A 26,274-nucleotide genomic window follows, 5' to 3' on the forward strand; every position below is an offset into this window, starting at 1 on the left:
TAGAGCGGTTTCCAAATCAGTGTACATGATATCCGCAATGGTCAAACCAGTTTTTGGCATCCTGTTCATTTATCCATTCGGCAGCCGCCTGGATAGCCTCTTCCAGCAGGTCGCAGGTGCGTGCTTTGGTGGTGCGTAGCCACGTCTTGAGTTTGCTAAAAGCGAGTTCAATGGGGTTGAAATCAGGCGAGTAAGGCGGCAGGTAGCGCAAGCGGGCGCCGTATTTTTGGGCAATTTCGTCCAGGCCGTCGACTTTGTGTACCGTCAAGTTGTCGAGCACCACCACGTCGCCCGGCTGCAACGTGGGGCCGAGCACCTGGTCCAAATAGGCCGCGAACACGTCGCCGTTGACGGCCCCATTGACGGTGAGCAACGCCCCGAGTCCGTCCGGGGTCAGGGCCGCGATAAGCGTCACGTTCGGGCCGTTGTGCAAGGGCACCGCCTGGTCCACGCGCCGGCCGGCGGGGGCCCGGCCGTAGCGGCGGCAGTACGTGAGGTTGGTGCTCGTTTCGTCCACAAACACAAAATGAGTAACGTCTTCTTCCTGAATAGCTTCCACAAACAAGCGGCGCAACGCTACGACCCGTTCGGTGTCGCGCTCGGCGGCGTGGATGCTTTTTTTTTACGCCCCCAGCCCAGGCGCTCCACCGCCCGCCACGTACTGGTGCGGCTCAGGACCGGGCCCTCGGCGGCGTGCAAGGCGGTGCCCAGTTCGGCCAGCGTCGCGTCGGGCTGCGCCACCAGACAGGCCCGCAACAGCGCCTCGCCCGCCGGGTCCAGGCGCGGCACCGGGCCGCCGCGTGCGGGTAGGGCGGCCAGCGAACCCGTGCGGCGCTGGCGCTGCAACAGCTTGTCCACAAACGAAACGGATACGCTGAATTGGGCAGCGACTTGGTAAATCCGGGCCTGCGGCGCGGCACAAGCCGCCGCTACCCGTTCCCGCAAATCAATCGAATACGCTTTCATCAGGTGAAAATATGCAGAATTCTGTACACTGAATTGGAAACCGCTCTAAGCCCTCCCCAACCGGTAAGACTGGCCATTGTGGACGACCACACCCTGTTTCGTCAGGGCCTGAGCTACATTCTGCGCCGCTTCGCCACCTACGAAGTGATGCTGGAAGCCGCCTCCGGCCAGGAATTATTCGCCGCCCTGCCCGAGGCCCGGCCCGACGTGGTGCTGCTCGACCTGCACATGCAGGACATGGACGGGCGGGAAGTGAGCCGCGAGCTGCTGGAGCACCACCCGGCAATAAAAATTATCATCCTCTCGATGGATTATTCTCACGACTTCATCCTCGACCTGGTGAAGCTGGGCGTGCACGGCTACCTGCCCAAGGACATTGACCAGCGCATTCTGGGTGAGGCCATCGACCAAGTGTACAGCAAAGGCTATTATTTCGACGACACGGTGGCCAAGGTGATGCGCCAAGGACTGCAGGAGGCCCAGAAACCGGCCCCGCGCAAAACCGCCGACCCGCAGCTCCTCAACCAGCTAACCGAGCGCGAAAAGGAGGTGTTGGTGCTGCTCTGCCAGGGCCACAGCTCGTCGCGGATTGCCGACCAGCTGTTCATCTGCTTCCGCACTGTGGAGGGGCACCGCCGCAGCCTGCTCGAAAAAACCGGCGTGAGCAATGCCGCCAGCCTAGCCGTGTTCGCCATCAAGCACAAACTGCTGGATATCAGTTGAAGTCTTGCCCTTGTTTCCTGGTTTGTTGCTGACGGCGACTGATTTCGGGTGCCGGTATTTCGGCGGCCGACGCCTCCCAACGCGGCTGTTTCGTGGGTTTGGAGCATCGGTGTCTCGGTGGCTCTGGGTTCAGCCGAATACCACGGTCCGCTTCATGATTATGGAAGGCGTTTTTTTGGTTTCACATGTTGCAGATAACTGTTTGTAAGATGTAAAAAAAGCTGCCAGGTTATTTTAATCACCGTTTTCGTAAACCTTCTATTGCCTCACGGACGCCTTCCGGGGCAAGAAGTATAGCTCGTATATCCCGGTTAGGAACGGGCTAAACACCAAGACGCTACTCCACCACTTCAGGTCCTCGTACAAGAACAGTCCGAATAGGGCCACGGCAACAGTTACAAGGAAACCCATTAGGCGCCACCCAAACGATTTGCGGTTGACCAACAATGAGGTGGTCGGGTGAACAAGGAGAGAATTGGGTGCTAACTTCCCAACCTCATGGAAAAAGCTCCTCCTTCGAAACGACCGCGCTATGATGCGGCCTTCCGCGCCGAAGCCCTGCGGCTGGCCAGCGAAAGCCGCTCCACGCTGGCCGCCGCCCGCGCCCTGAACATCGACGCCAAGCGCATTTACGCCTGGCAGAAAGCGGCCCAGCCGCCCCTTCCCGCCGACCCGACCGAGGCCGCCGAAGTGCGGGCGTTGCGCGCGGCCAATAAACGGCTGGCGCAAGAACTGGAGATTTTAAAAAAAGCCATCGCCAGCGCCTGCTTTAAACGCAGGCTCTCGCATCCCCCGACCCCGTGAGTACGCTGCAATTTATTGACCAGCAGCGCTCCGCTCACCCCATCCAGCAGCTGTGTCAGGTACTGGGCGTGGTGCCCAGCCGCTGCTACGCCTGGCGGTTAGCGCAAGCGGCCGGGGCCGGGGAAACGAGCGAACCGGGATGGGAAACGGAAATGGTGGCCGTCTTTGACCACCACAAACGCCGCTACGGCACACGCCGGCTCCGGGTCGAGTTGCGGAAAAAGGGCTGCCGGGTGGGCCGCCAGGCCTTGCGCACGGGGCTGCGCCGGCACGGGCGGCAAGCATTGCAGCCCAAGTCCTTCGTCCCGCGCACCACCGATTCGACCCACGGGCGGCGCTGCGCCCCCAACTTGCTGCTGGACCAGCCCAAGCCCACCCAGGCCAACCGGGTCTGGGTCTCGGACATCACGTATCTGCCCTTGGCCAGCGGGGCCTGGGCGTACCTGTGCGCGTTTCAGGACCTGTGCACCAAGCATGTGGTGGGCTGGCAGGTGCGGGCCGATATGCCCGAAGCCCTGGTCACCAGCGCCTTGCAGCGGGCGCTACTGGCCCAACGGCCCGCCCCTGGCCTGATTGTCCACTCCGACCGGGGCGGGCAGTACGTGGGCAACGCCTACAAGGCCCTGCTGCACGCCGCCCAGGCCGAGCTCTCCCACAGCCGACGCGGTGAGTGCTACGACAATGCCCAAGCTGAAAACCGACGAAATTTTTTTGTGCTTGTGGTCCCGCCTCAAAACCGAGGAGCTCGAAGCCCGCGACTGGCCCGTCTTTGCCGACCTGGCCGACGCGCAGGCCAGCGTCGCCTACTATTTTGACTACTACAACCACGAGCGTCGCCACTCCAGCATTGCCTACCAGAAGCCTTATCAATTTCACCAACAACAACTTAACAACATCACCCAATTCTCTCCTGCTTAACTAGACCACCTCAGATGCCATGTTCTTCGGCTCCGGAGACCCCACGAAGCTGCAAGTCAGGTTATAAGTAATCCCCAACCCGATAGAGAACGACATGCCAACTGCGGCTTATGCTTCTGATTCACAAGTGGCTTAAGCATGATTTTAGCCGCACTAAAATCATGTCCTAGTTTAATAGTCGGACGGCTAAACCTGGCTATTTATCGCTGAGCTATGCCCTTATCACCAAAGGCCACGGTGGTACACTCACTGTGGAGAGTGCGGCAGGCAAAAGCACCGAGTTTGTGATTCATTTACCCACCCATCATCACCCATGAGGTTCATTCGTACCCTTGTATTGCTGCTCCTGCTGCCGGCCTGCTGCCTGGCACAAACCACTCTGACCGACAGCCTCAAACAGGCACTCGCCACCCATCAGCCTGACACCAGCCGGGTGAATTTGCTGGTGAGATTATCCGGGATATATATTTATTCCAAGCCGGATACCGCTATGCGGCTAGCGCAGCAGGCCCTGACCCTGGCCAATAAAACTGTCTTTGTAACGGGGCAGATTCGCAGCACCGGTCTGCTTGGCAATGCAACACGCCTGATGGGTAACTACCCCAAAGCCCTGCAACTCCACCTGCTGGCCCTCAAAAAAGCCGAAGCTGCCGGAGACCGGCTACAGATTGCGCGGCTGTTTACGAATATTGGCGCTGATTATGCTGTCCAGGGTAATCAGCGACAGGCAATCGACTATCTCCTGAAAGCACTCAGCCTTGCCAAAGCCATTTCTAATCAGCAGCTAATTCTGACTACTACACTAAACCTGGGCGATACGTACGAAAAGATAAACAGGCTCGATTCGGCCCTCTTTTACACCAACATGACCTATGCACTGGCCAGCAAGGCAGGGAATCAAGTATTCTTGGGATATGCGTTAGGTAACCTGGGTAACATCAATGCCAAAGCCGGGAAGCCGCAGGCGGCCTTGCGCTATTTCCGCTTGAGTCTACCCCCGCTCATTGAACAGGAACAAGACGAGGGGTTGTGCGAAGTGTATCTGGGCATGGCTACCCTGTTTGAGCAACAGGGCACACCTGATTCGAGCCGCTACTACGCCCACCGCTCGCTGGCCATCGCCCGAAAGGCCGGCTTTGTCGAACGGGTGATGAAGGCCAGCCTGTTTCTCACCCGCCAGTATGCCGCCACCCGCCAGCTAGACAGCGCCTTTGCCTACCAGCGCGAGGCCCTGATGGCCAAAGATACCCTCTTCGGCCAGGAAAAACAAAAACAGTTCCAGCGGCTCAGCTTCGCCGAAACCCAGCGCCAGCAGGAGCTTGAAGAGGCCCGGCAGCAGGCCCGAACCACGCTGAAGTTTAACCTGCTGTTGGGCGGGCTCTTCACCCTGCTACTAGTGGCCTTTCTGCTCTACCGCAACAACCGCCAGAAGCAGCGGGCCAACGGACTGCTTCAGGAGCAGAAACAGGAGATTGACCAGAAAGCCGCCGAGCTGTTGGTGCAAAAAGAAAGTCTCCAGCAAGCCTACACCAACGTGGAGCAACTGGGCCAGATTGGCCGCAAGATCACCGCCTCGCTCTCAGTAGAGAACATCATCGGCACCGTCTACAGCAATGTCAATACGCTGATGGACGCGGCCGTGTTTGGCATTGGTATTTACAACCCCGCCCGCCAGCGCATCGACTTTCCGGCTACCTACGAGCTGGGGCAGGTACTGCCTTTTTATGCCAACGCCCTCACCGATGCCAATCGCTTTGCCGTCCTGTGTTTCAGCGAACGCCGGGAGATTATTTTGGGGCACCTCCACCAGGAGTACCAGGCCTTCATTCAACAGGTGCCTACCCCCCATGAGGGTCGGCAGGCGGTCTCGCTGATCTACCTGCCCCTGCTGGTGAAGGAGAAGATTCTGGGTGTGATTACAGTGCAAAGTTTTGACCAGAATGCCTACTCAGACTATCACCTGTTTATGCTCCGCACCATTGCCATCTATACGGCCATTGCCCTGGAGAATGCGGAGTCATTCGAGGCCTTGGGCCAAACGGTTCAACGGTTACGGGACACCCAAAGCCAGCTTATCCAAAAAGAAAAGCTGGCGAGCCTGGGCGAACTGACGGCGGGCATTGCCCACGAGATGCAGAACCCGCTCAACTTCGTCAATAACTTCTCCGAAGTCAGCACCGAACTGCTGGATGAACTGGTCGACGCGCAGCAGCGCCCCGAGCGCGACGCCGAGTTAGAAGCGGAACTCGTCGGCGACTTACGCCAGAACCTGGGCAAGATTCACGAGCACGGGCAGCGGGCGGCCAGCATCGTGCGCGGCATGCTGGAGCACAGCCGCCAGAGCACCGGCAAGCGGGCGCCAGTGGATGTGAATGCGCTGAGCGAGGAGTACCTGCGCCTAGCCTATCAGGGCCTGCGCGCCAAGGACAACAGCTTCACCTGTGAGCTGAAAACCGCCTTTGACGTGGCGCTGCCCCCGGTGAGCGCCGTGGGCGCCGACCTAGGCCGGGTGCTGTTGAACCTGTTGGGCAATGCCTTCTATGCCGTGAAGCACCGGCAGCAGCTAGATGGGATAGGCTATCAGCCTACTGTACAAGTGAGCACCCACCGGCAGGGCGACCATATTCAAATTCGGGTGCAGGACAATGGCACGGGTATGCCGCCGGATGTGCAGGCCAAAATCTTTCAGCCTTTTTTCACCACGAAGCCCCCGGGCGAGGGCACCGGCCTGGGGCTTTCGCTCAGTTACGACATCATCGCGCAGGGCCACGGCGGGACGCTCACCGTGGAGAGCCAGGAAGGCCAAGGCACGACCTTTTCGATGGTCCTGCCCCTGAATAGTGTAATGCACCAGCCGGCACTTTAGAACGCTCCTGTTTTTGAACGGGCCGTGTTCAACGTAGTACCGTTTCAGTGAACCGGTTTCAAATGGGAGCCCCGTGCGGCTATTGGCGCCATGAGCCAGGCTTTCTCTGTTCGTTGCCTACTTTCCTCCCATGGAGTACCCCGAGGCCATCCAGCGCCTGTTGAACCACGCGAATCTGCCCAGTACGGGCGTGCCAGCAGCCGACGGCTTACTGCAGGCCCTGGCCCAGGAGCCCCAGCCCGGCCCCGCCGTGGCCCAGCAGCTGGCCGACGTGGTGGCCTGCTACGAGGCCATCAATCGCCACCTCAACGGCCCGGTTCCTTCCCAGCGGAGTTGGGCCGATAAAGTCGCTATCCCGCTGGACCGAACCCTGGCCTACGCTGTTTCGACGCTGCTCTGCGGGCTTTGGCAGCACTTGAGTGAGTGCCAGGACGCGGAACCGGCCAACCACGCGGCGTGCGCGCATCTGAGCGCCGTCGGCCACGCCGTGGAGCTGGGCTGGAATTTCGTGCTCGCCAGCGACTTCGACTCCATCACCGAAGAAATCGGGTACTATTATTCGCCGGAGTAGTCTGCTGTTGTTATGGGGCCGGTTTGATTAACGGCTCCTTTCGGTGAACACCTCGCAGCTGCACGGCATCAGGTGCCATTAAGCCCCTGCACGGCAGTTCGAGTTTAAAAAACTCGTCTACGATTCAAAGTTTACGAAACGCGCCAAGTAGATGAGTTTCGTAAACTCCCCAAATGGAGTTTAGCCCCCGCCAAAGTACCACACCGGCCGTGCTCCGGAAGGAGGCCGAAACTCGCACTTATTTCAAGAGTTGTCGGATAAGACCAATTATGTAAATGGACAATTCCCACACAAGGAAGGGTGGAGATGCATTGCCCGACTGCAGTCAAAATTCTGTTTGTGGGTGTCCAAGAAGGAGCAGGACAAACAACCCGCAGATTATGAACTGTAACAGTCAGGTGAAAAAGCAATGACGCTTCCGGCACGCTGCGATGCCTCGTAATAGGCCCCGATGCCCTGCTGGTAACAGGTGTAGCCGGCCCCGTCGTGCTCCAAAGCTGGGTCGGCCTCGAAGAGTGCCAACGCCTTCTTTTTCGATAAAGACAGCAACGAAACTTCCCCAATGAGCACGCGGGCCGGGCGAGTGAATTCCAGCGCGACGCACGTTTCTGCTGCGTTGTAAAGCGCAAACAAGCCCAAGAATGCGTAGAAATCGGTGTCCTCTGCCTCGCCCCGAAAAAATCTTTCGGGCGTTTCGGCCAAGTGCGCGCGTATGGCCGTCCGGTTCATGCCGAACTGTAATTCACGCGCACCGACGTGTGGCGTAATAGAAAAAATCATCGAGTAAGATAGCGCCTGGACAGTGTAGTAATTTCGGTCCTCAAAACGGTAGTTCAAGTTTTACCTGTTTCGTAGTTAGAGTCAGCAGTTAGCGAAAGGGCCTTTGCCAGCCCATTTTTGGCTCTGATACGGCAGATGAACACCATCCTGTACCTTTTCCGACGCTCCGAGATACTTCCGCATGAGACGCTATTCCTTGACCAATTCGTCGTCTACTCCTGCTTGCGGCTGGTTTTGCGGGGCTTGGCGTGGGTAAAATTCTTGGCAGTGAGCGAGTTGGCGGCGGGCGGGCTCAGAAAAGGCCAGTCGTTGTGCTAGCCCACGATGAGCGGTTTTACCGCTTAATCAGGCAGCCGGCGGCTCGTTTGTCGGCCACACCGGCGGCACGGCCGGCCAGCACGTTATCGAGCACCTGCTTGAGGTAGGCTTGCTGCACGCTGCCGGCCATCTGGGGGTTGTCGTCGATGGCGCCACGGTAGCGAATGGCGAAACCGCCCGCGCTGGGCTGCAATACCACGGCTTCGGCGGTTTTACTCACGCCCAGCAGGGCGCTCACTTGCTGGCTGGCATCGGTGAGGGTGGGCAGGGTCACTTCGCCAGGGGCGGCATTGCCGGCCGGGTCGAGGTTGATGGGCACGTTGATGAAGAGAAACTCCACGCCCTTGCTGCGGTAGGCGCTGCTCAGGGCGGCCAGCCGGTCCTGATAGAGGCGGGAAAAGGCGCAGGCCGGGTTCACGAAAACCACGACCACGGCTTTGTTGCCCGCGAAGTTTTTAAGGGAAACACTGGCGTTGGCGGCAGTTTTCAGAGTGAAGTCAGCCACGGTATTGCTTTGGGCGCGGGCTGTTCCGATGGCCAGCGTGCCGGCCAGCAGGGTTAAGGCAGCGAGGATAGAGATTCGGCGAAAGGACATGGCGGAAAGGTATGACATAAGGAGAAGACGGCGCTGTCGGCTACGGGTTGGGTTCGTGGCAATAGGTGAGTACGTAGCCGGGCGCGGGTTGGTAATAGCAAATGCAGTGCCGCGTCTGGGTACCGTTCCGTACCAACGTAGCCGGGATTTCGCCGGATTCTTCCGCAACGAAAGAACTGAGCAGGAGTTGTTCCCTAAAAATAATGCCGCGCTGCGCAGCTAGCTTGTAGAGGGTCTCTTTGGCGCTCCAAAGGCGGGTGTAGTGCGCATTGGCGTGGGCGGGCGCGGCCTGGGCCGCCAGCCCGGCCTCGGCGTATTCCGCCGCGCTCAGAAACCGGGGGGCCAGCCGCTGGGCCTTGTCGCGAATCATTTCCACGTCGATGCCGGCCCGGCCACTCTGGGCCACCACCGCCGCCACCCACGCGCCGGAGTGCGACAGCGACAGCACCGGGGGCTCGGCGTCAAGGCCTGATAGCCACGGGCGGCCGGTCTCGTCGTTCCGCACCACTGCGCCACCGGGGGGCTGGTTTATCAGTTCTGGTAGCAGCCGGTGGGCCAACGCCCGCCCCGCCAGCCATTGCGCCTGGCGCCCGGCATCGGCGGCGGCGGGCATCAGGGTTTGGTATATGGCGGCCTGGGGCAACGCGGCCCACAACTCGGCCGGAGTTTCGGTGAGGTGCCACAGGCCCAGCACGGCGGTAGGGGAGAGGCGCTGGAGGGTATGAAGCGGCATGGCGGGAGGAGTAGGGAGGCGGCAGGCGTAGAGGTTGGGCAGCCGCATTCAGCTGAAAACCGGCAAATAGCCGTCAGCAACCAACCGCGAAGCTACCTTTGCGGCGCTTGTATGTCCGATATTTTTCGCCCACCCGTCACTAAAATCGCCACGTTGGCTGGCCACCGCGACGCGGTGTATGCCCTGACGGGCGGCTCGGCGGGCAACATTTACTCGGGTAGCGCCGATGGCATGGTGGTGGGCTGGGACGCCGCCGACCCTGCCCGCGACGGCGAGCTGCTGGCCCGTGTCGAAAACTCGGTGTATGCCCTGCGGCACCTGCCGGCGCTGAATTTACTGGTTCTGGGGCATAATTTTCAAGGAATTCAGGCCCTCGACCTGGAGCGGCGCCAGCTGGTGCAGGCCACGGCGCTGCCGCCGGTGGCCATTTTCGAAATGGTGTTTTCCGAAAGCCGGCAGCGCCTGTACGTGGGGCTGGGCGACGGCACCCTGGCCGTGCTGAGCATCCCGGCATTTAAACTGGAAAAGCTCCTCCGCCTCACCGACAAAAGCCTGCGCAGCCTGGCCCTGCACGAAGGCCGCGGCGAGCTGGCCGTGGGCAGCTCCGATACGCGCACCTACATTCTGGACCTGGACTCGCTGGAAACCAGGTTTACGCTGGGCGAAAGCACTAATTCGGTTTTTTCGGTGGCCTATTCACCCGACGGCACGCACCTCTTCACGGCTGGGCGCGACGCCCAAATCCGGAGCTGGAACGTGGCCGCGGGCTACGCGCTGGCTGCCACCGTGCCGGCCCACATGTACACCATCAACCACCTGGTGTTTAGTCCGGACGGGCGTTACCTGGCCTCGTGCAGCCTCGATAAGAGCATCAAGCTTTGGGATGCGGCTACCATGACCCTGCTGCGCGTGCTGGACCGGGCGCGGGCGGCCGGGCACGGCACTTCCGTGAATCGGGTGGTTTGGCCGGGCACCGAAAACCGGCTAGTTTCGTGTAGCGACGACCGCAGCCTGGCCGTATGGGCTGTGGGAGCTGACAGCTAGCAGCTGGTAGCTCCTTTCTGGAATTAGCGTCTTACTAAATCAACCTGAAAAAGCTAATAGCTAACCGCTAAAGGCTAACCGCTAACATGAAAATAACTGCCCTCGATATCCGCCAGAAAACCTTTGAAAAATCCTTCCGGGGGGTTGATAAAGACGAGGTGCAGGCCTTTCTGAACACGATTTCGCAGCAGTGGGAGCGGCTGGGCGACGAAAACCGCGAGCTGCGCCTCAAGCTGGAACACGCCCAGCAGGACGTGCAGAAGATGCGCGAAGTGGAAAGCAGCCTCTACCGCACCCTGAAAACGGCCGAAGACACCAGCAACAACATCACCGAGCAAGCCCAGCGCGAAGCCGATTTGAGCATCCGCGAAGCCCAGTTTCAGGCCGAGCAGCTGCTGACCGAGGCCCGCCAGCGCGCCCGTACCGTGGTGGACGAGGCCTACCAGCAGGCCGAAAAAACGGTGTCGGAAATGCAGCGCGAAGTAACCGGGCTGGGCCAGGAATGCCAGCGGATGGAGCAGCAGCTCGACAGCCTGGCCCGCGACCTGCACCTGCTCGCGTCCGACGCGCTGGACAAGGTGGAAAAGGCCCGCAACCGGCCCAAAGGCGGCACGGCAGCCATCCTTTCGCGGGCGGCGCGCGTACAGGTAGAGCGCCCGAAAGAACCGGCCGCCGAACCCACTCCTGAGCCCACTCCCACCATGCAGGTTACTTCCTCCTCCGCCACCTTGCCGGCTGCCGCTGTTGCGGCCGCCACGCCCGCTTCTTTCGCGCCGGGTGCCCGCAGCCGTTCCGAAGAACAGCTGGAGCGCGCCGCCGCCACCACCGGTTACAATCCCAAGCCCGGCCAGCAGCCCGACCCCTACACCACGCCAACCCCCGACATTGAGCGGCCCACCGCGCCCGCCGAAAACCCCGGTATTTCGCCCGCGCCGCACATCGACCCGCCCGTGCCCGCGCAGGTGCCGCATCCCGGCGCCCCCCAGGTAGACCCTACCGAGCCCGAAATTCGCCCCATCGGCCCCGACCGGCCCGAGATTAATCCGCCGGCCCCCATGCACCCCGGCATGGAGAAAGCCGCTACTGCCGAGAAACCCGTTGTGAAAGAAGCAGCGGCGCCTGTGGCAGCCGCAGTGACGGAAAAGTCATTTTTTGACGAAATCTAGACCCCGAATTTTCTGGATTTTGCAATTGAATTTGGGGAAAGACCTGTCGTGATGGCAGGTCTTCTTTTTTTGTGGTCGACTTTTGCTGCGTAGTCGCGGAATAGTCTGGTTTCAGCTGTTAGCGGGTGGTGCTTTGGAAACTCCGGCCGATGGATAGTGAGGCCTCAATGGGCTCCGTCTACTAGTTGAGTAACTGCGTAGCACGCGCCTCACTATTTCACCACCTCATTATCTCCCCACCGCAGCATGGGCCAAATCGCACTCGAAGGACTGGAGTTTTTTGCTTTCCACGGCTATTACGACGAGGAGCAGAAAATCGGCAACAAATACGGAGTGGACCTCTACATCACCACCAATCTGCTGGCCGCCGGCGAGTCGGATAAGCTGCACGAAACCGTGAATTACGAAGTGCTGTACCGACTGGTGGCCGAAGAAATGCGGGCCCCCGCCCGGCTGCTGGAGCACGTTGCCCACCGCGTGCTCGACCGGATTATGGACGAGCTGCCCCACGTGCGCAAAGTGCAGGTGAGCGTGAGCAAGTTCAACCCGCCGCTGGGCGGCATCTGCCACCGGGCCAGGGTAACGCTGGTGCGGAAGCGCAAGCCGGCCGCCGGCTGAGAACTTATCAGGCAGAAGGCGCTGCCTGGATTTGAGCACGGAGTAGGTTCTGTGCCCGCCGAAAATCGGTGGCCCGCCCGTTGGTGCTGATGCAGCCAAATATGGTGTCGCGGTAGATGTCGGCCCGCGTGATGGTGGCCCCGTTGCCAGCCGCAGGGTCGGGCAAATGATGAAGTCGGCGAAGGGCGTCCAGGGCATGGTAGCGCACCAAATACTGTTCGTGGGCCATTAATTCCAGCAATTGGGCCGGCACCCGCGGGTCGAGTTGGGCGAGCGTGAAATAGACACCTAAGCCAATGGCCAAACGGTAGAGCTGGTCCTCGGAGAGCTGGTTGTCGGATAAAAGTGCTAATACTCGGTCGGTAGCCAGGGCCGCCGGGTCGATGCTGGCGATTGCGCCCAGGGCGTAGATGCCGAAGCGGAGCAGGTTGTCGTGGAGTATTGGCAGGCTAGCGCGGCTGCGCAGGTGCCCTAGCCCCAGCACGGCCCGGGGGTCGGCGGTCTGGCTGCGCAGGGCCTGGCAAAGCTCGGCTTCGGCCAGGAGGCGGTGCTGCGGTGCCAGCTGGTCGAGCACTTTTAAGTCAGCAGCGTAGCCATCGTGCCAGCCCATGTAGTGGTCGTAAGGCCCGAAAAAAGCGTGGCGAAATCGCGCTAATGGGTCAGGTTCCGGTACAAGAGGAGAGGGCTTTCGCACGAATAAATTTTAACCCGAATAATTAATGCGCTGAAATAAAGAGTTTTGCACAATAGTACGAATTGTATCGTAGATATTTCTTGCAACTACGAATCATTTCGTATCATCTTTGTCTCATTCTACGAAATGATTCGTAGTGACCTCGGGTTTTATCAGCATGAGCCAAGCAACTCCCCCCAAACCTACGGATGCCGAACTGGAAATCCTACACGTGCTCTGGCAGCACGGGCCGGCCACCGTGCGGGCCATCAACGACAGCCTGAGCCAGCGGCGGCAAGCCGAGGTCGGCTACACCACCACCCTCAAAATCCTGCAATTGATGCTGGAGAAGGCCCTGGTGCGGCGCGACGCTGCCGACCGCAGCCACGTGTACCGGGCGGCGGTGCGCGAGCAGGAAACCCAGGGCCTGCTGCTCGATAAGTTCGTGGCCGCCACCTTCGGCGGCTCGGCCATGAAGCTGGTGATGCAGGCCCTGGGCAGCCGCTCGACTTCCGCCGATGAGCTGGCGCAAATCCGGCGTTTGCTCAACGACATTGAAATCCAAAATTCCACCTCTAATTCCGACGACGATGACCGCGCTTGATAATTTCGTTTCGCCCGCGCTGACACGGGCTTTGGGTTGGACGCTGCTGCACTCGCTGTGGCAGGGCGTTTTGGTGGCGGGCGTGCTGGCGGGCGCGCTGCTGCTGTTGCGCCGGCAGCGCGCCGAGGTGCGCTACCTGGCCTCGGTGGGGGCGCTGGTCGCAGTGGTGATACTGGCGGGCATCACTTTTGGGGTGTATTTCAATTCGGGCGGGCAGCACGGTGTTTTGCCTGATGTCTTGGTTGCGAATGGGCCCGTTGTTTCCCAACCGGTGAATGCCCGCCCGGCCCCCCTGGCTGCAGCTGCGGGGATAATGCCGCTTGCCAGCAGCGTCAACAGTGCAATTCTGGCTGAGGGCTCCCGGCCAGAATTGCGGGAAATGGCCGAAAAGGAAACGACTAAACGCCCTGGTTACAAAGCGGCCTGGCTGACGGCGGGGCTGCGCTACTTCGATAATAATCTGCCGCTGTTTGTGGTGGCTTGGCTGCTGGGGCTGCTGGCCATGAGCCTGCGCATGATGGGCGGCCTGCTCTACGTGCGGCGGCTGCGGCATAGCCGCGTGCGCCCCTTAGGGGCCGTGTGGCAGGCCCGGCTCATGGCTTTGGCCGGGCGCGCCGGGGTGCGGCGGCCGGTGGCCCTGCTGGAATCGGCGCTGGTGCGCGTGCCGTTGGTAGTAGGGCATTTGCGGCCCGTGATTTTGCTGCCGCTGGGCATGGTGGCGGGCTTATCGCCGGCAAGTCTGGAAGCCATTCTGGCCCACGAAATTGCCCACGTCATGCGCCGCGACTACCTGGTGAACCTGTTGCAAACCGTGGCTGAAGTGCTGTTCTTCTACCATCCGGCCGTGTGGTTTGTGGCCGGCTGCGTGCGGGCCGAGCGCGAAAATTGCTGCGATGACGCCGCTACCGTCCTGTGCGGGGGCAATGCGCTGCGACTAGCCTGCGCCCTGACTGACCTGGCCGAATGGAGCCAAAGCGCCGTGGTACCCGCCAACCCGCGGCTGGCCCTGGCCGCCATGAGCGGCCGCGGAGCCTTGCTGAGCCGGGTGCGCCGCCTGGTGCAGCGCCGCCCTGCGGCTCCCACCCTGGCCGAAGGCTTGCTGGCCGGGGCCCTGGTGCTGGGTGGCCTGGGCCTGCTGGGCAGCAGCGTGGTCATTGCCGGTCCGCTTACGGAGCCAGCTAAGCTAGTGGGCTTCGATTGGCAGGCTGGTACAACACATGCTTTGCCCGGAAACGGCAGCGCTAAAAATCCAGACTTTGAGAAGATTCAGACGGAGCCGTACGGCTCACCGGAAGGGAATAGCGCTGTTTTTCGGGACAATGGCGATAGTGCGCCGTTTGGGAGCCGGGCCGCCAGGCCCTCGGAATACCAGGTGCTAGCGCCGGGTCTGTCGGAGCGGGGCGCGTTCTACCGCGATGGGCTGCCGAATGCTGGGCAGCTAAGCCAGTCGGACAGCAATTTTCGACTATTTACACCGGGCAGCCTCAACCAAAGCCTGAGCGGCCCCCTCGATGGCCAGCAGCAGGCCTCGCGCCCGGTCGAAAATGCCCTGCGCGAAGCTAGCGCCGTGAAAAACCTTCAGGCTGGCCAGCGTGCCATTGAAGAATTGAGCGAGCGCCAACCGGTGCTGCGCGACCGTGAGCAGGAGTTGCGTGACCAACAAGTAGCGCTACAGGAGCACATTCGCGAATCGCAGCAGGAAGGACAAGACCTGCAGGAAACACGCCCCGGCCAAAACCAGGACCAGCAACAGGCCGCCCAAGCCAGCCGCGACCAGGAGCGCGCCAGCCGTGACCAGGAGCGCGCCAAGCAAGACCAGGAGCGAGCTAGCCGTGACCAGGAGCGCGCCAGCCGTGACCAGGAGCGCGCCAGCCGTGACCAGGAGCGCGCCAGTCGTGACCAGGAGCGCGCCAGTCGTGACCAAGAGCGAGCCGAGCGGGAGCGCAAGCAAAACGAAGCTCTCGTGGCGCAGCTGGTGAAGGATGGGTTGGTGAAGGACCGGCGTAACTACCAGGTCAAATTAAACGCCAGCAGCATGGTAGTGAACGGTAAAACCCAGCCCCCCGCCGTTTTTCGAAGCTATCTGAAGCTGTACGAAAGCACCACTGGACGCAAAATGAGCGCCACCGGCTCGTGGGAGATGACCATGAACAGGACGTCCAATACCAATGTGTTCCAAAGCGGCAACGACGTGCCTCGGCCGCCGCGCCCGCCCCGTGGCCCGGTTGCCCCGCCCGCCCCGCCGGCTTTCCAGGCGCCCGCCCCGCCCCGGCCCCCGCAGGCGCCGAAAGCGGACACCAAAGCATTGCGTGACGAGCTGCGCAAAGACGGGCTGATTGGCCCAACCGACAAAAGCTTTCAGCTTCAACTCAACGACGCGGGACTGACCGTGAACGGCAAGCGGCAGTCGGAGGCTCTGGCGGCCAAATACCGCAAGCTGGTGGGCCACGACGGCCCCGGCCAGGTGCATACCCTGTCGTATTCTTCCGACGAGTAAGGTGCTGCCAAATACGCCGGCCGGGCCATCATCACCACTATTGCGGTGGTGGGGTTCCGGCCGGCAACGGCGTCGGCTCGGCGTTTTGGTGCAGCGTTTCGCGGATGAAGCCCTGGCGCAGGTGCTCGTACAGGGAGTGCGGGTCGACGAGCGCGGCCACGGCCTGGGCCAGCATGGCGCCAATCAGCAGCTGGAAGATGGCCGAATGCCGGTCCGTCATTTCCAGCACCAGAATGGCGGCCGTGAAAGGCGAGCGTACTACGCCGGTGAGAAAGCCCACCATGCTCACCAGAATCAGCAGGTTGCGGTCGGCCACGGCTACATGCGCCAGCCGGGCCACCCCATCGCCGAGCAGCGCGCCCGCGCTGAGTGAGGTAGCAAACACGCCGCCCGCGCCGCCGCTGCTGTAGCTCAGGGCCATGCCCGCGAAACGCACCGGAAACAGGTAGCCGGGCGTGGCACCATCGTTTTGAAACAGCAGCCGGTTGATGATGGGCTTGCCCGTGCCCACGCCGTCGGGGCCCACGGCGTAGGCGAGGCCGGCCAGCAGCAGGCCACAGCCCACCACCCAGCCGGCCTGCGCCAGCGTGGTCGTGAAACGCTGCCGCTGAACGTTGAGCCAAAGCAGGGTTTTGGCAAAATACGCGCCCGCCAGCCCGCAGGCCACGGCCGTGGCCATCACCAGTACCTGATACCAGCCGGCCGGCGAAGTGATTTTGGGAAAGCCCAGGTACAGATAAGGACCCAAAAACTGCTGGGCCGTGAGGCCGGCAATAATTACGGCGCTGAACACGGCCATGCGAAAGCGCGAGAGGTGAATCTGAGTCAGTTCCTCGACCACGAACACGATGCCGCCAAGCGGGGTGTTGAAGGCCGCCGCCAGGCCGGCGGCTCCGCCCGTAACCAGCGCAATCTGGCGCGAGAGCTGCGGCCAGCCCGCCGGCTGCAGGCGGTTGATGGCCCGGAAAATGGCCGCTGCCACCTGAATCGTGGGTCCTTCGCGCCCGATAACGCCGCCGCCCAGCAGCAGCACCACGCTACTCAGCACCTTCACCACCGCCACCCGCAAACTGAGCAGGTAGGCCGTGTGCCGGTGCTGGGCGGGCGTCGAAAGCTGGATGCCGGCCATGACCTGCGGGATGCCGCTGCCCCGCGCCGCCGGGGCAAGCCGTTTCACCAGCGCCCACGACACCAGGAAGGCCAGCGGCGTGAGCCCAAAAGCCAGCAGCGGCTCGCGGCGCAGCCAGTCGAAGCTCACGGCCTCGGCCCAGACAAACACCTTTTCGTAGCCCACGGCCATGAGCCCGGTCAGCAGGGAGGCAATCCAGAAGGGGAAGCTTTGCAGGATGAGGCGCCGCACCCGGGCGGTGTAGAGCGGCTGGATAAAAACGTGGTCGAGCCAGGCCAGGGCGCGGGCGTAGCGGGAAGTAGCATCGGGCATAGGCCCACAAAGGTGCGGGTAATTTGAGCAGGGGCGTCGCTGGCGCCGCCGCCCGTCGACGGGTCTGCCCCGTCTCCCGCCGCTGGCTTTGGGGAATTATCTGGCTGACTGGTGGTACAGCTCCGGTCCATAATTTCTGAATGGCCGCGCACTCAGGCTATCAAAAAAACGCTGCGGGTGATTATGCAAACGGGGCAGTTTCTGGCAGGTTGGCTAGATAAATTAGGCGGGAACACGCAACTTTCGGACCTTTGCGTCATCTATGGGCCTACCCAGATTTAGGTGTTCGGAAGTAAGGATATGCGTTATTTTTTATTGATATGTTGGTTGGGGATGTTTGCGGGCAGCGCCCATGGCCAGCAGGTGCCACCGCCCGTTTCGGCTACTGCCGAGGCCGCCCGGCCGGCGCCCAAACGCCAGCTCAAAGCCGTGCGCATCAGCACGCCCCTCAAGCTGGACGGCTTGCTCGACGAGGCCGTGTGGCAGACGGCGCCCATCGCCTCGCAGTTTACCGAGCTGGAACCCACGCCGGGCCGCCCCGAAAAATACCCCACCGAAGTACGCATTCTCTACGATGACGCCGCGATTTACGTGGGCGCCATTATGCACGATGTGTCGCAGGATTCCATTCTGCGCGAGCTCACGGCCCGCGACAATATTGGCAATTCCGACTGGTTTGGCGTGTTCATCGACACGTATAACGACCACCTCAACGGCTATGAGTTCCTGCTCACGCCCGGCGGCGTGCAGGTAGACCTGCGCAACTCGCCCGCCACCGGCGAAGACGGCAACTGGAACGCCGTGTGGGACTCGCGCACTACTTTGCAGGGCACCGACTGGGTGGCCGAAATGCGGATTCCCTTTTCGGCCATTCGCTTCAGCAAGGCCGAGGAGCAGGTGTGGGGGCTGAATTTTGGCCGGCAGCGGCGTAGCACGCGACAGGTTTTTTTCTGGAACGAAGTCAAGCCCCAGGTGTCGGGCTTCGTGAACCAGTGGGGCGAGCTCACGGGCCTGCGCGACCTCAAGCCACCGCTGCGCCTCTCGCTCACGCCCTACGTTTCGACCTACGTCGACCACTACCCCTTCAACGAGCAGGGCAAGAAAAACACTAGTACCAGCTTCAACGGCGGGGCCGACGTGAAGTGGGGCATCAACGAAAGCTTCACGCTCGATGCCACGCTCGTGCCCGATTTTGGGCAGGTGCAGAGCGACAATCAAGTGCTCAACCTCTCGCCCTTCGAAGTGCAGTTCGCCGAAAATCGGCAGTTTTTCACCGAAGGCACGGAGCTGTTCAACAAAGGCGGGCTGTTTTATTCGCGGCGGGTGGGGGCCACGCCCATCGGCTTCGGGCAGGTGAGCGGCCAGCTACGGGCCGGCGAGCGGGCGGGCGATGGCAGCCGGCGCGGCGGCGAGTTCGTGGTGGAAAACCCCGGCGTGACGCGCCTGCTCAACGCCACCAAGGTGTCGGGGCGCACCAGCAAGGGCCTGGGCGTGGGCATTTTCAACGCCCTGAGCAACGACGTGTACGCCACGGTGCAGGACAGCACCACCGGCGCCCAACGCGAGGTACTCACCCAGCCGTTCAGCAACTATAGCATTGCGGTGCTCGACCAAAGCCTGAAGAACAACTCTTTCGTGAGTCTCATCAACACCAACGTGACGCGCGCCGGCCGCACCTACGACGCCAATGTGACCGGCGGCCTGTTTCGCTTCGCCAACAAGGCCAATGCGTATGCCATTGACGGGCAGCTCATCTACTCGCACCGGCGCGGCAAGGCCTTTAACCGGGAGAGCGAAGTAGAGGACCAGAACGGGTACAAATACTACCTCAACTTTGGCAAAATCAGCGGCAATTTCACCTGGAGCGTCGACCACGGCATTGAGTCGAGTACCTACAACCCTAATGACTTGGGTATCCTGTTCAGTAATAACGAGATTTCACAGTCCTTCAACGTCAACTACAACATTTACAAGCCATTCTGGAAGGTGAACAACCTGCGCACCTACGGTAGCATCAGCTACTCGCTGCTGCAAAAGCCCACGCTCTACCAGGAAGCGGGCCTGTATTTGGGCGGCAACACCACCTTCACCAAAAACTTCCTCACCGCTGGCCTCGACCTGCAGGCGCTGCCGCTGGCCCGCGACTATTTCGACCCGCGCCGCGCGCCGCTGGGCCGCTACTACGTGCGCAAGCCTGCCAATGCCCGCATCAACGGCTTCTTGTCTTCGGACTACCGCCGCAAATTTGCCTACGACGTACGGTACGCCGCCCGGCTTTTCGCGGCCGATGGCACCCGTACCAACCGCAATACGCTGTTTCTAAGCCTGAGCCCGCGCTACCGGGCCAACGACCACCTCAGCTTCGTGTACGCAACCAGCTACGAGCTGATTCGCAACCAGATTGGCTACGCCGGCGGCCTTAACGCTGGTATTGCCGAGGACGCGGCCCTGCTCACCGACTTCGGCGGCCGGAGTGGCGACGTGCTGCTGGGGCGCCGCAGCGTAGCCACCGTCACTAACACGGCCACGGTTACTTACACCTTCACCAACCGCATGTCGTTCAACATCCGCACGCGGCACTACGTGAGCAACGTGCACTACCGCGACTTCAGCCGCCTGCGCCCCGACGGCGTGGAAACCGCCGCGGCCTACCAGCGCAACCGCGACAACACCTACAACGCCTTCAACGTGGACGCCGTGTACTCGTGGTGGTTCGCGCCGGGCTCCCAAATCAGCATCGTGTGGAAAAACGCCAGCACCAGAGAGCTGTTTGCCGACCAGGCCACGCCACAGTATTTCGACAATTTCACCAGCACCATCAACACCCCGCACAATAACTCGGTGTCGATGAAAGTGCTCTATTATCTTGATTACCTGAGCCTGCGGCCGCGCCGGGGGTAGAATCTGGCCGCAGTTCGAGGTTGCTTGCTGTAGCGTGCGCTACTTCACGGCTGCCGTTTGCTGGTCGGCCAGTTTCACGGCTTCGTAGAGGTTCACGATGCCGCCGCTTTTGGAAAGGGTGGCAAAGTCTACCAGCTTTTTGGTGCCGGGCTTGTTCACCTTGGTGTGGTACGGCACCGCCGATTGCAGAATAATCTGCTTGAGCTGCAACGCCGTGAGCTGGGGAAAGTACGATTTCAGCACCGCCGCCACGCCCGCCACCACGGGCGCAGCCATGCTGGTACCGCTGAAAGTAGCGTAAGTATTAGCGGGGGTAGAGGAATAAATGTCGACGCCGGGCGCGAACACGTCCACGGTTTGCTTGCCATAGTTCGAGAACCTGGCCGCCAGCTCCGGGGTGTTGAGGCGGCTGCTGGCGCCCACCGTAATCTGGTTGGCAATGTCCTGGCCGTTGAGGTAGCGGGCCGACGGATAATTCAGGCCGGCGTCGTTGTCGTTGCCGCTGTTGCCGGCGGCGTGCACCAGCAGCACGCCTTTCTGGTCGGCGTAGCGCATAGCGGCGTCTACCGCGGCCTTATCTGGCGAGTAGTCTTTGCCGAAGCTCATGCTGATAATCTGGGCGCCGTTGTCCACGGCATACCGGATGGCGTTGGCCACGTCCTTGTCGCGCTCGTCGCCGCTGGGCGTCGAGCGCACGCTCATGATTCGTACCGCGTCGGCCACGCCGTCGGCGCCGAGCTGGTTGCCGCGCACACCCGCGATAATGCCCGCGCAGTGCGTGCCGTGGGTGGCGTCGGGCCCCTGCGAGTCGGGGTTGCCGTAGCCGGTTTCGGCGAGGTTGGCCACGTCGTCGCCCACAATCGGGCGCGGGTTGTAGGCGGGGTTCAGGCTTTTTTCTACCCGGTCGCGGGAGTGCGTAATGGCTTCGGTGAGGCTTTTCAGCGACTCGTCGGTGCTGGCAAAGTGGTTGCGGCTCAGGAAGGCGTACAACGAGCCGGCGCCGGACACATCGGGCCGGGAGCGAGCCGCCTGCCGCAGCAGGGCCGTGTCGAGGCGGGGGGTATTCAGTGCCTGCTTCATTCGCTCGAAGGTGGCCGTATTGCTGGTGAAAGCTTCGTTCAGCATCAAAAGCTGCTTGTTTTCGGCGGCCACATCTTTCAGGTACGAGGCTTTGGCCAGCGCGTACACATCGAATTTAGCCTGGTCGGCCACTGACAGCGACTTGCGCTTTTTACCTTCAAACTGCGCCTTGTATTGGCCGTAGATGCGGGTTTGCTCCAGGGTTTCCACGGCAATATTTTGCCCGTCTTTGCCGCCCAGAAAGTTCCAGCCGCGCACGTCGTCCACGTAGCCGTTCTGGTCGTCGTCCACGCCATTGCCGGCTATTTCGCTGGGCTTGCGCCACAGCACGGCTTTCAAATCCTGGTGGGTAGAATCGATGCCCGAATCGAGCACGGCCACCAGCACGGGCGTGGGCTTGCGGTTGGCCAGCAGCTCCCGGTACGCGCGGTCGGCGCTGATGCCGGGCACGCCGTCGGCTTGCAAATCCAGGTGCTGCCAGCGGCGCCCGGTTTCGTTTTGGGCGCGGGCCGTGAGGCTAGTGAATGATAATAGGCCGAGCAGCGCCAGTTGGGGAAAACGCGAGAAAGTAGAAGTGGGCATTGGAAATAATGAAATCATTGTTCTGAAAGTAAATTTTTAATAAAGTGCAAAGGGGAATGTAGATAGCTTGCGCTCCAAAGATTGAAATGTTGCTGCTAACGAAAATAATCAAGCTCCCTGACGGAAGTATAAGTCTAAGTCAAGGGATTCAACCCTTGTAAATAATTTGTATCTATGAAAAGCCGCTACCTCACCGTTGATGGTTTTATTCACTCAACAGGCCTACGCGACCAGTTTTTGGGAGTGTATATTGAATTAAATACGCTGAATTTGAATGAAGATTTTCTGAGCCGGTTCACTTCCTGGCTGAGTAACTATAAAAAGTCTCAGAAGATTTATGACAACATTAGTTCAGAAAAATACTTGCATCGGCTTGATGATGAAGGATTGAAACTAGCCAAGGAATTAAAAAATATGCTCAACGGTGAATGCAAAATAGAATATTATTCAGATGCTTTCAGTAAAAGGTTTTCGGTGTGATTTGCGTGAAATTTAATACCCCTTTGTAATAGAAAATCAACTGCAACTGATGTCTCTTCCGGGGTTTTTAGCTGGTTATAAGACCAAGCCGCTTAGCGTTTTTCTGTGAGCCCGCCCGGCAACCCCAGCAGTTCCGTGGCCGCCGCGAAGGGCGTGAGTTGGCCGGCGGCTACGGCCTGCTGCACTGCGGGCAGGCGGTGGCGCACGGCTGCATCAGCGTAAAACCGGGTTTCCAGCTCCTGCACGATACTTTGGTGCAGCCACTGCAGTTGCTGCTGCTGCCGCCGCTGCTGGAAATAGCCGTTTTCCCGCGTTGCGGTGGCGTAGTCTTCAATCACGGTCCACACGTCGGCCAGGCCGGTGCCGCCCAGCGCGGAGCTGAGCAGTACCGGCTGCACCTGGCCCGAGGGCGCGGCGGGGAACAGGTGCAGCGCGTTCTGATAGTCGAGGCGGGCGCGGCGGGCGGCCTGCTCGTTGCCGTGGTCGGCTTTGGTGATGCACAGGGCGTCGGCCATTTCCATGATGCCGCGCTTGAGGCCCTGCAATTCGTCGCCGGCCCCGGCCAGCAGCAGCAGCAGGAAAAAATCGACCATGCCGTGCACCGTAGTTTCGGACTGGCCCACGCCCACGGTTTCCACGAAAATAACGTCGTGGCCCGCCGCTTCGCACAGGAGCAGAGCTTCGCGGGTGGCGCGCGCCACGCCGCCCAGGCTGCCGCCAGCGGGGGAGGGGCGGATAAACGCCGCCGCGTGCGCCGAGAGCCAGGGCATCCGGGTTTTGTCGCCCAGAATGCTGCCGCCGCCGCGCTGGCTGCTGGGGTCCACGGCCAATACGGCCAGCTTGTGACCCCGCGTCTCGACCAAATACCGGCCCAGCGCTTCAATAAACGTGCTTTTGCCCACGCCCGGCACGCCCGTGATGCCCACCCGCAGGCTGCGGCCGGTGTGCGGCAGCGCCGCTTGCAGCACCTGCTGCGCCAGGGCCTGGTCTGCCGGCAGGGTGCTTTCAACCAGCGTGATGGCGCGGCCCAGCACCGTGCGGTTGCCGGCCAGAATGCCGGCAGTGTACTCGGCGGCGGAAAGTCGTTTGGGAGGCATGGGCAGGGGCGAAGGGCGAGGACGGGTCGGCAAAGCAACGCGCTAAGAACCGAATTACGCGGCAGTAGCTTATTTTACGCCTTCAATTCGGACAGCCAACCGGCAGAAAGGCCCGGCCAAAGCGTACCCCCATTTCCCGCGCCCCATGAAACCACTTCGCCTCTTGCCGCTGGCTGCCTTGCTGGCCCTGCCCGCCGCCGTGCGCGCCCAAACCGAGCTTGGCAACTTCTCGGCCACCGGCCGGGGCGGCGTTATCAACACCTTCGCAACGGGCTACCAGGCCATTGGGGTGAACCCGGCTAACCTGGGCCGCACGGGCGAGTCCACCGTTTCCTTCACCATCGGCGAGTTGGGCCTGGGTGTGGGGTCGCGTTCGCTGAGCAAAACCTTGTTCGAGCGCATCATTTTCGAGCGCACGCAATCCGTGGGGCCGGCCGAAAGAGCAGAATTAGTGGATGCCTTTTCGGGCGAAAATGCCTTCAACCTCAACCTCGACGCCACCACGCTGGGCGTTTCCGTTTCTCTGCCCTACGGCTTGGGCGGACTGGCGTTCAGCAACCGCCAGCGCATGAGTGCCCACCTGGGCCTGAACCGCAACGCGGCCGATGTGATTGTGAACGGCAAGAATGCCGCCAGCATCCAGCAGTATTACCCCACCACGGGCACGGCTACGCTGCCGCCGCCGCTGCTGTCCGAGTTTCTGGACGGCACTGCCATTCAGCTGGCCTGGACCAGCGAGTACAACATTTCCTACGGCATGCTGATTATCGACAAGCCCTTGCTGAAGCTTACGGCCGGGGCGGGCTACCGCTACATTCAGGGCATCGGCATTGCCGATATTCGGGCCGAGGACGGGAAACTGGACGCGTACTCGGCGCTTTCGCCCCTTTTTGGCGTCAACTACGGCAACCTTGCCGGTAGCCCCAACTTCAACTACGAAACCGGCTCGGGGCTGAATCCGGTGGGCCGCGGCCACGGCTACGACCTGGGCCTGGCGGCCGAAGTGGGCAAATTCGTGCGCCTCGGCGTGTCCCTCACCGACCTGGGTTCCATGACCTGGAAGGGCAACGTGGTGACGGCCTCCGACCAGGAGCTGCGGGCCACCACTGCTACCGGTATCAACAGCTACGACGTGCTGAAGGAAGTGGTGGACCAGTTCGATACCAACGAAACCAACCTGTTCGATTACGACGGGCAGCAGCAGCGCAAGGCCAATTTGCCGGGCAAGCTGCGCCTGGGCGTGGGCGCACGAATCAGCAGCTTGTTTGAGGCCGGAATTGATTTTACCGCGCCCCTGAATAAGGTTTCCGGCAACCTTACGTCCCCTTTCGTGGGCCTGGGCGTCGATTACAAGCCCGTGCGCTGGTTACGGCTGAGCAGCGGCCTGAGCGGCGGCGCGGGCTACGGGGCCAACCTGCCGCTGGGCATCACGCTGGTTACGCCCATCTGGGAAGCCGGAGTTAGCTCGCGCGACGTTACCGGATACTTCACCCAGAACTCGCCGCACTACTCGCTGGCGCTGGGCTTCCTGCGCTTCAATATTGGCAAAAAGGAATAGCCGGTCACCTAACTCTAATCCCAAGCCGGTGTTTTTTACCGCAGAAGGCGCAGAAAGATTCGCAGAAAGACCGCAGAAGAACAGCCTCTGCGGTCTTTCTGCGAATCTTTCTGCGCCTTCTGCGGTGAAAATACTTACACGAAAAGTCGCTGCAAGTAATGGTTTGCAACCTGCCCATGCCGGTCGCTTACGGGATGACTACAAAGGCGGGCAGGCCCAGTTTGCTGCGCCGGCCGCCTAGTTTCAATCCTTCGTCCACGTACTGGCAGTCTTTGCCTGGCGCGTTGGGGTTCTGGATAACGCCCAGGTTGGGGTTGTCTTCGCGGGCCACGTAAATGCGGCCGTCGGGCCCGCGCTGGAGGGCGCCAATTTTGCGGTTGGCCGACTTGCCGACCAGCATTTTGTCCTTGGTTTTGAGGTCGAACTGCCAGATTTCGGTCTGGCCCCCGCCCACGCCGTTGCAGGTGCCGTAGAGCTTGCTGCCATCGGGCGAAAATTCCACGCCGTACGCCTCTGCGTAGGGCCCGAAGCTGCTCGGGTTGCTCACCTTGCCGGTGGTGCGGTCAAAATCATAGACCTCGAACTTGTTGGTTTCGCGCCAGAGGGCGGCGGCCAGGTGGCGGCCGTCAGGCGAGAACTTTAGGGCGCCGATGGCGTTGCGGCCGGGCCCGGCATTCATGCTGCCCACATTACTGAGCAGAGGCTTCGCGCTCACGCCATCGGGCGTCACGAGGTAGCTCACGAAGGCGTTGGAGTTCCAGCGGTGCGCTACTATCCAGGTGTCGCGGCCGTTGGTGTGGCGCACGGCGGCCAGCTTTTCGGCCACGGGCTGAATGAGCAGCAGGTTCAGACGGGGCAGGTCGCCGAAGCCCTCGTCGCGGGTCATGTCCACGATGGAATAGCGCAGGCCGTTGGGCGTGCCCTGCGGCGCCACCGTGAAGATGTAGAAGATGTTGCCCGAGCCGGGGTCGGGCACGATGAGGGCCGATTGGGTGCTGCTGCCGCTGCCCATCAGCCTGTGGCCGTTGGGCATGGGCTGGTGCTTGCGGTTCCACACGGTTTCGCCGTTGGTGTAAAACAGCAGCTCGCCTTTGGCCGTGGTGGCTACGGCGCAACCCTCGTAGGTGGTCATTTTGCCATCGTTGAGCGGCTTGGGCGCGTTGCCCTCCGCGAAGCTCAGGCCGGCCTGCTGGCCAAAATACCAGATGTCGGTAGGCCGCTGGGCACGGGCTGTGAAAGCGAGCAAGAAGGGAAGAAAA

General features: G+C 61.3%; 24 protein-coding genes. 14 read left to right on the forward strand and 10 right to left on the reverse strand.

All coding sequences use genetic code 11. The features are described 5' to 3' along the window. Positions 1-16: 16 nt before the first annotated feature. Both GM79_RS17995 and GM79_RS18000 read right to left on the reverse strand, forming a co-directional pair. Positions 17-574 (reverse strand): IS630 family transposase, encoded by a 558-nt coding sequence (locus tag GM79_RS17995; RefSeq protein ID WP_051718594.1) that lies wholly within the window; start codon positions 572-574, stop codon positions 17-19. 2 nt (positions 575-576) lie between these two features. Beyond that, positions 577-966, reverse strand: coding sequence for a hypothetical protein (locus tag GM79_RS18000; RefSeq protein WP_051718595.1), 390 nt, complete (start codon positions 964-966; stop codon positions 577-579). A gap of 78 nt (positions 967-1,044) precedes the next feature. Between GM79_RS18000 and GM79_RS18005 the strand changes: the two genes are divergently transcribed. From GM79_RS18005 to GM79_RS18025, 6 genes are all read left to right on the forward strand, one after another. Next, complete coding sequence (locus GM79_RS18005) at positions 1,045-1,689, forward strand: response regulator transcription factor (RefSeq protein WP_051719039.1); 645 nt, start codon at positions 1,045-1,047, stop codon at positions 1,687-1,689. Between the two features lie 498 nt (positions 1,690-2,187). Beyond that, positions 2,188-2,493, forward strand: a complete 306-nt coding sequence (locus tag GM79_RS18010) for a transposase (protein WP_035566756.1) — start codon at positions 2,188-2,190, stop codon at positions 2,491-2,493. Next, positions 2,490-3,308 (forward strand): IS3 family transposase, encoded by an 819-nt coding sequence (locus GM79_RS18015; protein WP_051719040.1) that lies wholly within the window; start codon positions 2,490-2,492, stop codon positions 3,306-3,308. The genes GM79_RS18010 and GM79_RS18015 overlap by 4 nt, the downstream gene beginning before the upstream one ends. Continuing rightward, positions 3,211-3,411, forward strand: coding sequence for an integrase core domain-containing protein (locus GM79_RS26580; protein WP_161787214.1), 201 nt, complete (start codon positions 3,211-3,213; stop codon positions 3,409-3,411). Before GM79_RS18015 ends, GM79_RS26580 begins: the two co-directional genes overlap by 98 nt. Before the next feature lie 313 nt (positions 3,412-3,724). Next, complete coding sequence (locus GM79_RS23310; protein WP_051719041.1) at positions 3,725-6,277, forward strand: ATP-binding protein; 2,553 nt, start codon at positions 3,725-3,727, stop codon at positions 6,275-6,277. A gap of 130 nt (positions 6,278-6,407) precedes the next feature. After that, entirely contained in the window at positions 6,408-6,848 is a 441-nt protein-coding gene (locus GM79_RS18025) for a hypothetical protein (protein ID WP_035566759.1), read from the forward strand. 378 nt (positions 6,849-7,226) lie between these two features. Here GM79_RS18025 and GM79_RS18030 read toward each other — a convergent pair whose 3' ends face one another. From GM79_RS18030 to GM79_RS18045, 3 genes are all read right to left on the reverse strand, one after another. Next, positions 7,227-7,628 (reverse strand): hypothetical protein, encoded by a 402-nt coding sequence (locus GM79_RS18030; protein WP_035566762.1) that lies wholly within the window; start codon positions 7,626-7,628, stop codon positions 7,227-7,229. 334 nt (positions 7,629-7,962) lie between these two features. After that, entirely contained in the window at positions 7,963-8,541 is a 579-nt protein-coding gene (locus GM79_RS18040) for a redoxin domain-containing protein (protein WP_051719042.1), read from the reverse strand. A 40-nt stretch (positions 8,542-8,581) separates the two neighbouring features. Continuing rightward, positions 8,582-9,274 carry a 4'-phosphopantetheinyl transferase family protein gene (locus GM79_RS18045; RefSeq protein WP_161787215.1) on the reverse strand — a complete coding sequence of 231 codons (693 nt, stop codon included), beginning with the start codon at positions 9,272-9,274 and terminating at the stop codon, positions 8,582-8,584. A gap of 111 nt (positions 9,275-9,385) precedes the next feature. On the opposite strand from GM79_RS18045, the gene GM79_RS18050 reads away from it, so the two are divergent. The 3 genes from GM79_RS18050 to folB all read left to right on the forward strand — a co-directional run bounded on the left by GM79_RS18050 (position 9,386) and on the right by folB (position 12,102). Further along, a complete protein-coding gene (locus GM79_RS18050; RefSeq protein ID WP_035566774.1) occupies positions 9,386-10,318 on the forward strand; it encodes a WD40 repeat domain-containing protein in 933 nt (310 codons plus the stop codon). A gap of 86 nt (positions 10,319-10,404) precedes the next feature. Next, positions 10,405-11,484: a DivIVA domain-containing protein gene (locus GM79_RS23315; RefSeq protein ID WP_051719043.1), complete on the forward strand. Its 1,080-nt coding sequence runs from the start codon at positions 10,405-10,407 to the stop codon at positions 11,482-11,484. Between the two features lie 246 nt (positions 11,485-11,730). Then, positions 11,731-12,102, forward strand: a complete 372-nt coding sequence (gene folB, locus GM79_RS18060; RefSeq protein ID WP_035566776.1) for a dihydroneopterin aldolase — start codon at positions 11,731-11,733, stop codon at positions 12,100-12,102. A 7-nt stretch (positions 12,103-12,109) separates the two neighbouring features. Here the strand turns inward: folB and GM79_RS18065 are convergent, their stop codons facing one another. Continuing rightward, positions 12,110-12,712, reverse strand: coding sequence for a hypothetical protein (locus tag GM79_RS18065; RefSeq protein ID WP_035566777.1), 603 nt, complete (start codon positions 12,710-12,712; stop codon positions 12,110-12,112). A 241-nt stretch (positions 12,713-12,953) separates the two neighbouring features. Here GM79_RS18065 and GM79_RS18070 point away from each other — a divergent pair, with 241 nt between their 5' ends. Both GM79_RS18070 and GM79_RS25600 read left to right on the forward strand, forming a co-directional pair. Next, complete coding sequence (locus GM79_RS18070; protein WP_035566830.1) at positions 12,954-13,379, forward strand: BlaI/MecI/CopY family transcriptional regulator; 426 nt, start codon at positions 12,954-12,956, stop codon at positions 13,377-13,379. After that, positions 13,366-15,876 (forward strand): M56 family metallopeptidase, encoded by a 2,511-nt coding sequence (locus tag GM79_RS25600; RefSeq protein ID WP_051719044.1) that lies wholly within the window; start codon positions 13,366-13,368, stop codon positions 15,874-15,876. The genes GM79_RS18070 and GM79_RS25600 overlap by 14 nt, the downstream gene beginning before the upstream one ends. 37 nt (positions 15,877-15,913) lie before the next feature. On the opposite strand, the gene GM79_RS18080 is transcribed toward GM79_RS25600, so the two are convergent. Next, positions 15,914-17,317, reverse strand: coding sequence for a chloride channel protein (locus tag GM79_RS18080; protein ID WP_035566780.1), 1,404 nt, complete (start codon positions 17,315-17,317; stop codon positions 15,914-15,916). Between the two features lie 333 nt (positions 17,318-17,650). On the opposite strand from GM79_RS18080, the gene GM79_RS18085 reads away from it, so the two are divergent. Next, on the forward strand, positions 17,651-20,218 hold the full coding sequence (locus GM79_RS18085) for a DUF5916 domain-containing protein (protein ID WP_051719045.1): 2,568 nt from the start codon (positions 17,651-17,653) through the stop codon (positions 20,216-20,218). 39 nt (positions 20,219-20,257) lie between these two features. Here the strand turns inward: GM79_RS18085 and GM79_RS18090 are convergent, their stop codons facing one another. Continuing rightward, entirely contained in the window at positions 20,258-21,880 is a 1,623-nt protein-coding gene (locus GM79_RS18090) for a S8 family serine peptidase (protein WP_035566783.1), read from the reverse strand. Between the two features lie 174 nt (positions 21,881-22,054). Between GM79_RS18090 and GM79_RS18095 the strand changes: the two genes are divergently transcribed. Further along, a complete protein-coding gene (locus GM79_RS18095; RefSeq protein WP_035566786.1) occupies positions 22,055-22,360 on the forward strand; it encodes a hypothetical protein in 306 nt (101 codons plus the stop codon). Between the two features lie 92 nt (positions 22,361-22,452). Here the strand turns inward: GM79_RS18095 and meaB are convergent, their stop codons facing one another. Beyond that, positions 22,453-23,457, reverse strand: a complete 1,005-nt coding sequence (meaB, locus tag GM79_RS18100; protein ID WP_035566789.1) for a methylmalonyl Co-A mutase-associated GTPase MeaB — start codon at positions 23,455-23,457, stop codon at positions 22,453-22,455. A 145-nt stretch (positions 23,458-23,602) separates the two neighbouring features. Here meaB and GM79_RS18105 point away from each other — a divergent pair, with 145 nt between their 5' ends. Continuing rightward, positions 23,603-25,015 carry a DUF5723 family protein gene (locus GM79_RS18105; protein WP_152560069.1) on the forward strand — a complete coding sequence of 471 codons (1,413 nt, stop codon included), beginning with the start codon at positions 23,603-23,605 and terminating at the stop codon, positions 25,013-25,015. Positions 25,016-25,202: 187 nt separating this feature from the next. On the opposite strand, the gene GM79_RS18110 is transcribed toward GM79_RS18105, so the two are convergent. Continuing rightward, positions 25,203-26,261, reverse strand: coding sequence for a WD40 repeat domain-containing protein (locus tag GM79_RS18110; RefSeq protein ID WP_235184103.1), 1,059 nt, complete (start codon positions 26,259-26,261; stop codon positions 25,203-25,205). Positions 26,262-26,274 lie beyond the last annotated feature (13 nt).

The organism is Hymenobacter sp. IS2118 (assembly GCF_000715495.1).
Taxonomy (GTDB): Bacteria; Bacteroidota; Bacteroidia; order Cytophagales; family Hymenobacteraceae; genus Hymenobacter.

What these genes read in the sequence shown, in the direction of transcription:
- GM79_RS18000 (WP_051718595.1), bottom strand. Translation starts at nt 966, where the DNA reads ATGAAAGCGTATTCGATTGATTTGCGGGAACGGGTAGCGGCGGCTTGT.
- GM79_RS18010 (WP_035566756.1), top strand. Translation starts at nt 2,188, where the DNA reads ATGGAAAAAGCTCCTCCTTCGAAACGACCGCGCTATGATGCGGCCTTC.
- GM79_RS23310 (WP_051719041.1), top strand. Translation starts at nt 3,725, where the DNA reads ATGAGGTTCATTCGTACCCTTGTATTGCTGCTCCTGCTGCCGGCCTGC.
- GM79_RS18025 (WP_035566759.1), top strand. Translation starts at nt 6,408, where the DNA reads ATGGAGTACCCCGAGGCCATCCAGCGCCTGTTGAACCACGCGAATCTG.
- GM79_RS18030 (WP_035566762.1), bottom strand. Translation starts at nt 7,628, where the DNA reads ATGATTTTTTCTATTACGCCACACGTCGGTGCGCGTGAATTACAGTTC.
- GM79_RS18040 (WP_051719042.1), bottom strand. Translation starts at nt 8,541, where the DNA reads ATGTCCTTTCGCCGAATCTCTATCCTCGCTGCCTTAACCCTGCTGGCC.
- GM79_RS18045 (WP_161787215.1), bottom strand. Translation starts at nt 9,274, where the DNA reads ATGCCGCTTCATACCCTCCAGCGCCTCTCCCCTACCGCCGTGCTGGGC.
- GM79_RS18050 (WP_035566774.1), top strand. Translation starts at nt 9,386, where the DNA reads ATGTCCGATATTTTTCGCCCACCCGTCACTAAAATCGCCACGTTGGCT.
- GM79_RS23315 (WP_051719043.1), top strand. Translation starts at nt 10,405, where the DNA reads ATGAAAATAACTGCCCTCGATATCCGCCAGAAAACCTTTGAAAAATCC.
- folB (WP_035566776.1), top strand. Translation starts at nt 11,731, where the DNA reads ATGGGCCAAATCGCACTCGAAGGACTGGAGTTTTTTGCTTTCCACGGC.
- GM79_RS18065 (WP_035566777.1), bottom strand. Translation starts at nt 12,712, where the DNA reads ATGGGCTGGCACGATGGCTACGCTGCTGACTTAAAAGTGCTCGACCAG.
- GM79_RS18070 (WP_035566830.1), top strand. Translation starts at nt 12,954, where the DNA reads ATGAGCCAAGCAACTCCCCCCAAACCTACGGATGCCGAACTGGAAATC.
- GM79_RS25600 (WP_051719044.1), top strand. Translation starts at nt 13,366, where the DNA reads ATGACCGCGCTTGATAATTTCGTTTCGCCCGCGCTGACACGGGCTTTG.
- GM79_RS18080 (WP_035566780.1), bottom strand. Translation starts at nt 17,317, where the DNA reads ATGCCCGATGCTACTTCCCGCTACGCCCGCGCCCTGGCCTGGCTCGAC.
- GM79_RS18085 (WP_051719045.1), top strand. Translation starts at nt 17,651, where the DNA reads ATGTTTGCGGGCAGCGCCCATGGCCAGCAGGTGCCACCGCCCGTTTCG.
- GM79_RS18090 (WP_035566783.1), bottom strand. Translation starts at nt 21,880, where the DNA reads ATGCCCACTTCTACTTTCTCGCGTTTTCCCCAACTGGCGCTGCTCGGC.
- GM79_RS18095 (WP_035566786.1), top strand. Translation starts at nt 22,055, where the DNA reads ATGAAAAGCCGCTACCTCACCGTTGATGGTTTTATTCACTCAACAGGC.
- meaB (WP_035566789.1), bottom strand. Translation starts at nt 23,457, where the DNA reads ATGCCTCCCAAACGACTTTCCGCCGCCGAGTACACTGCCGGCATTCTG.
- GM79_RS18105 (WP_152560069.1), top strand. Translation starts at nt 23,603, where the DNA reads ATGAAACCACTTCGCCTCTTGCCGCTGGCTGCCTTGCTGGCCCTGCCC.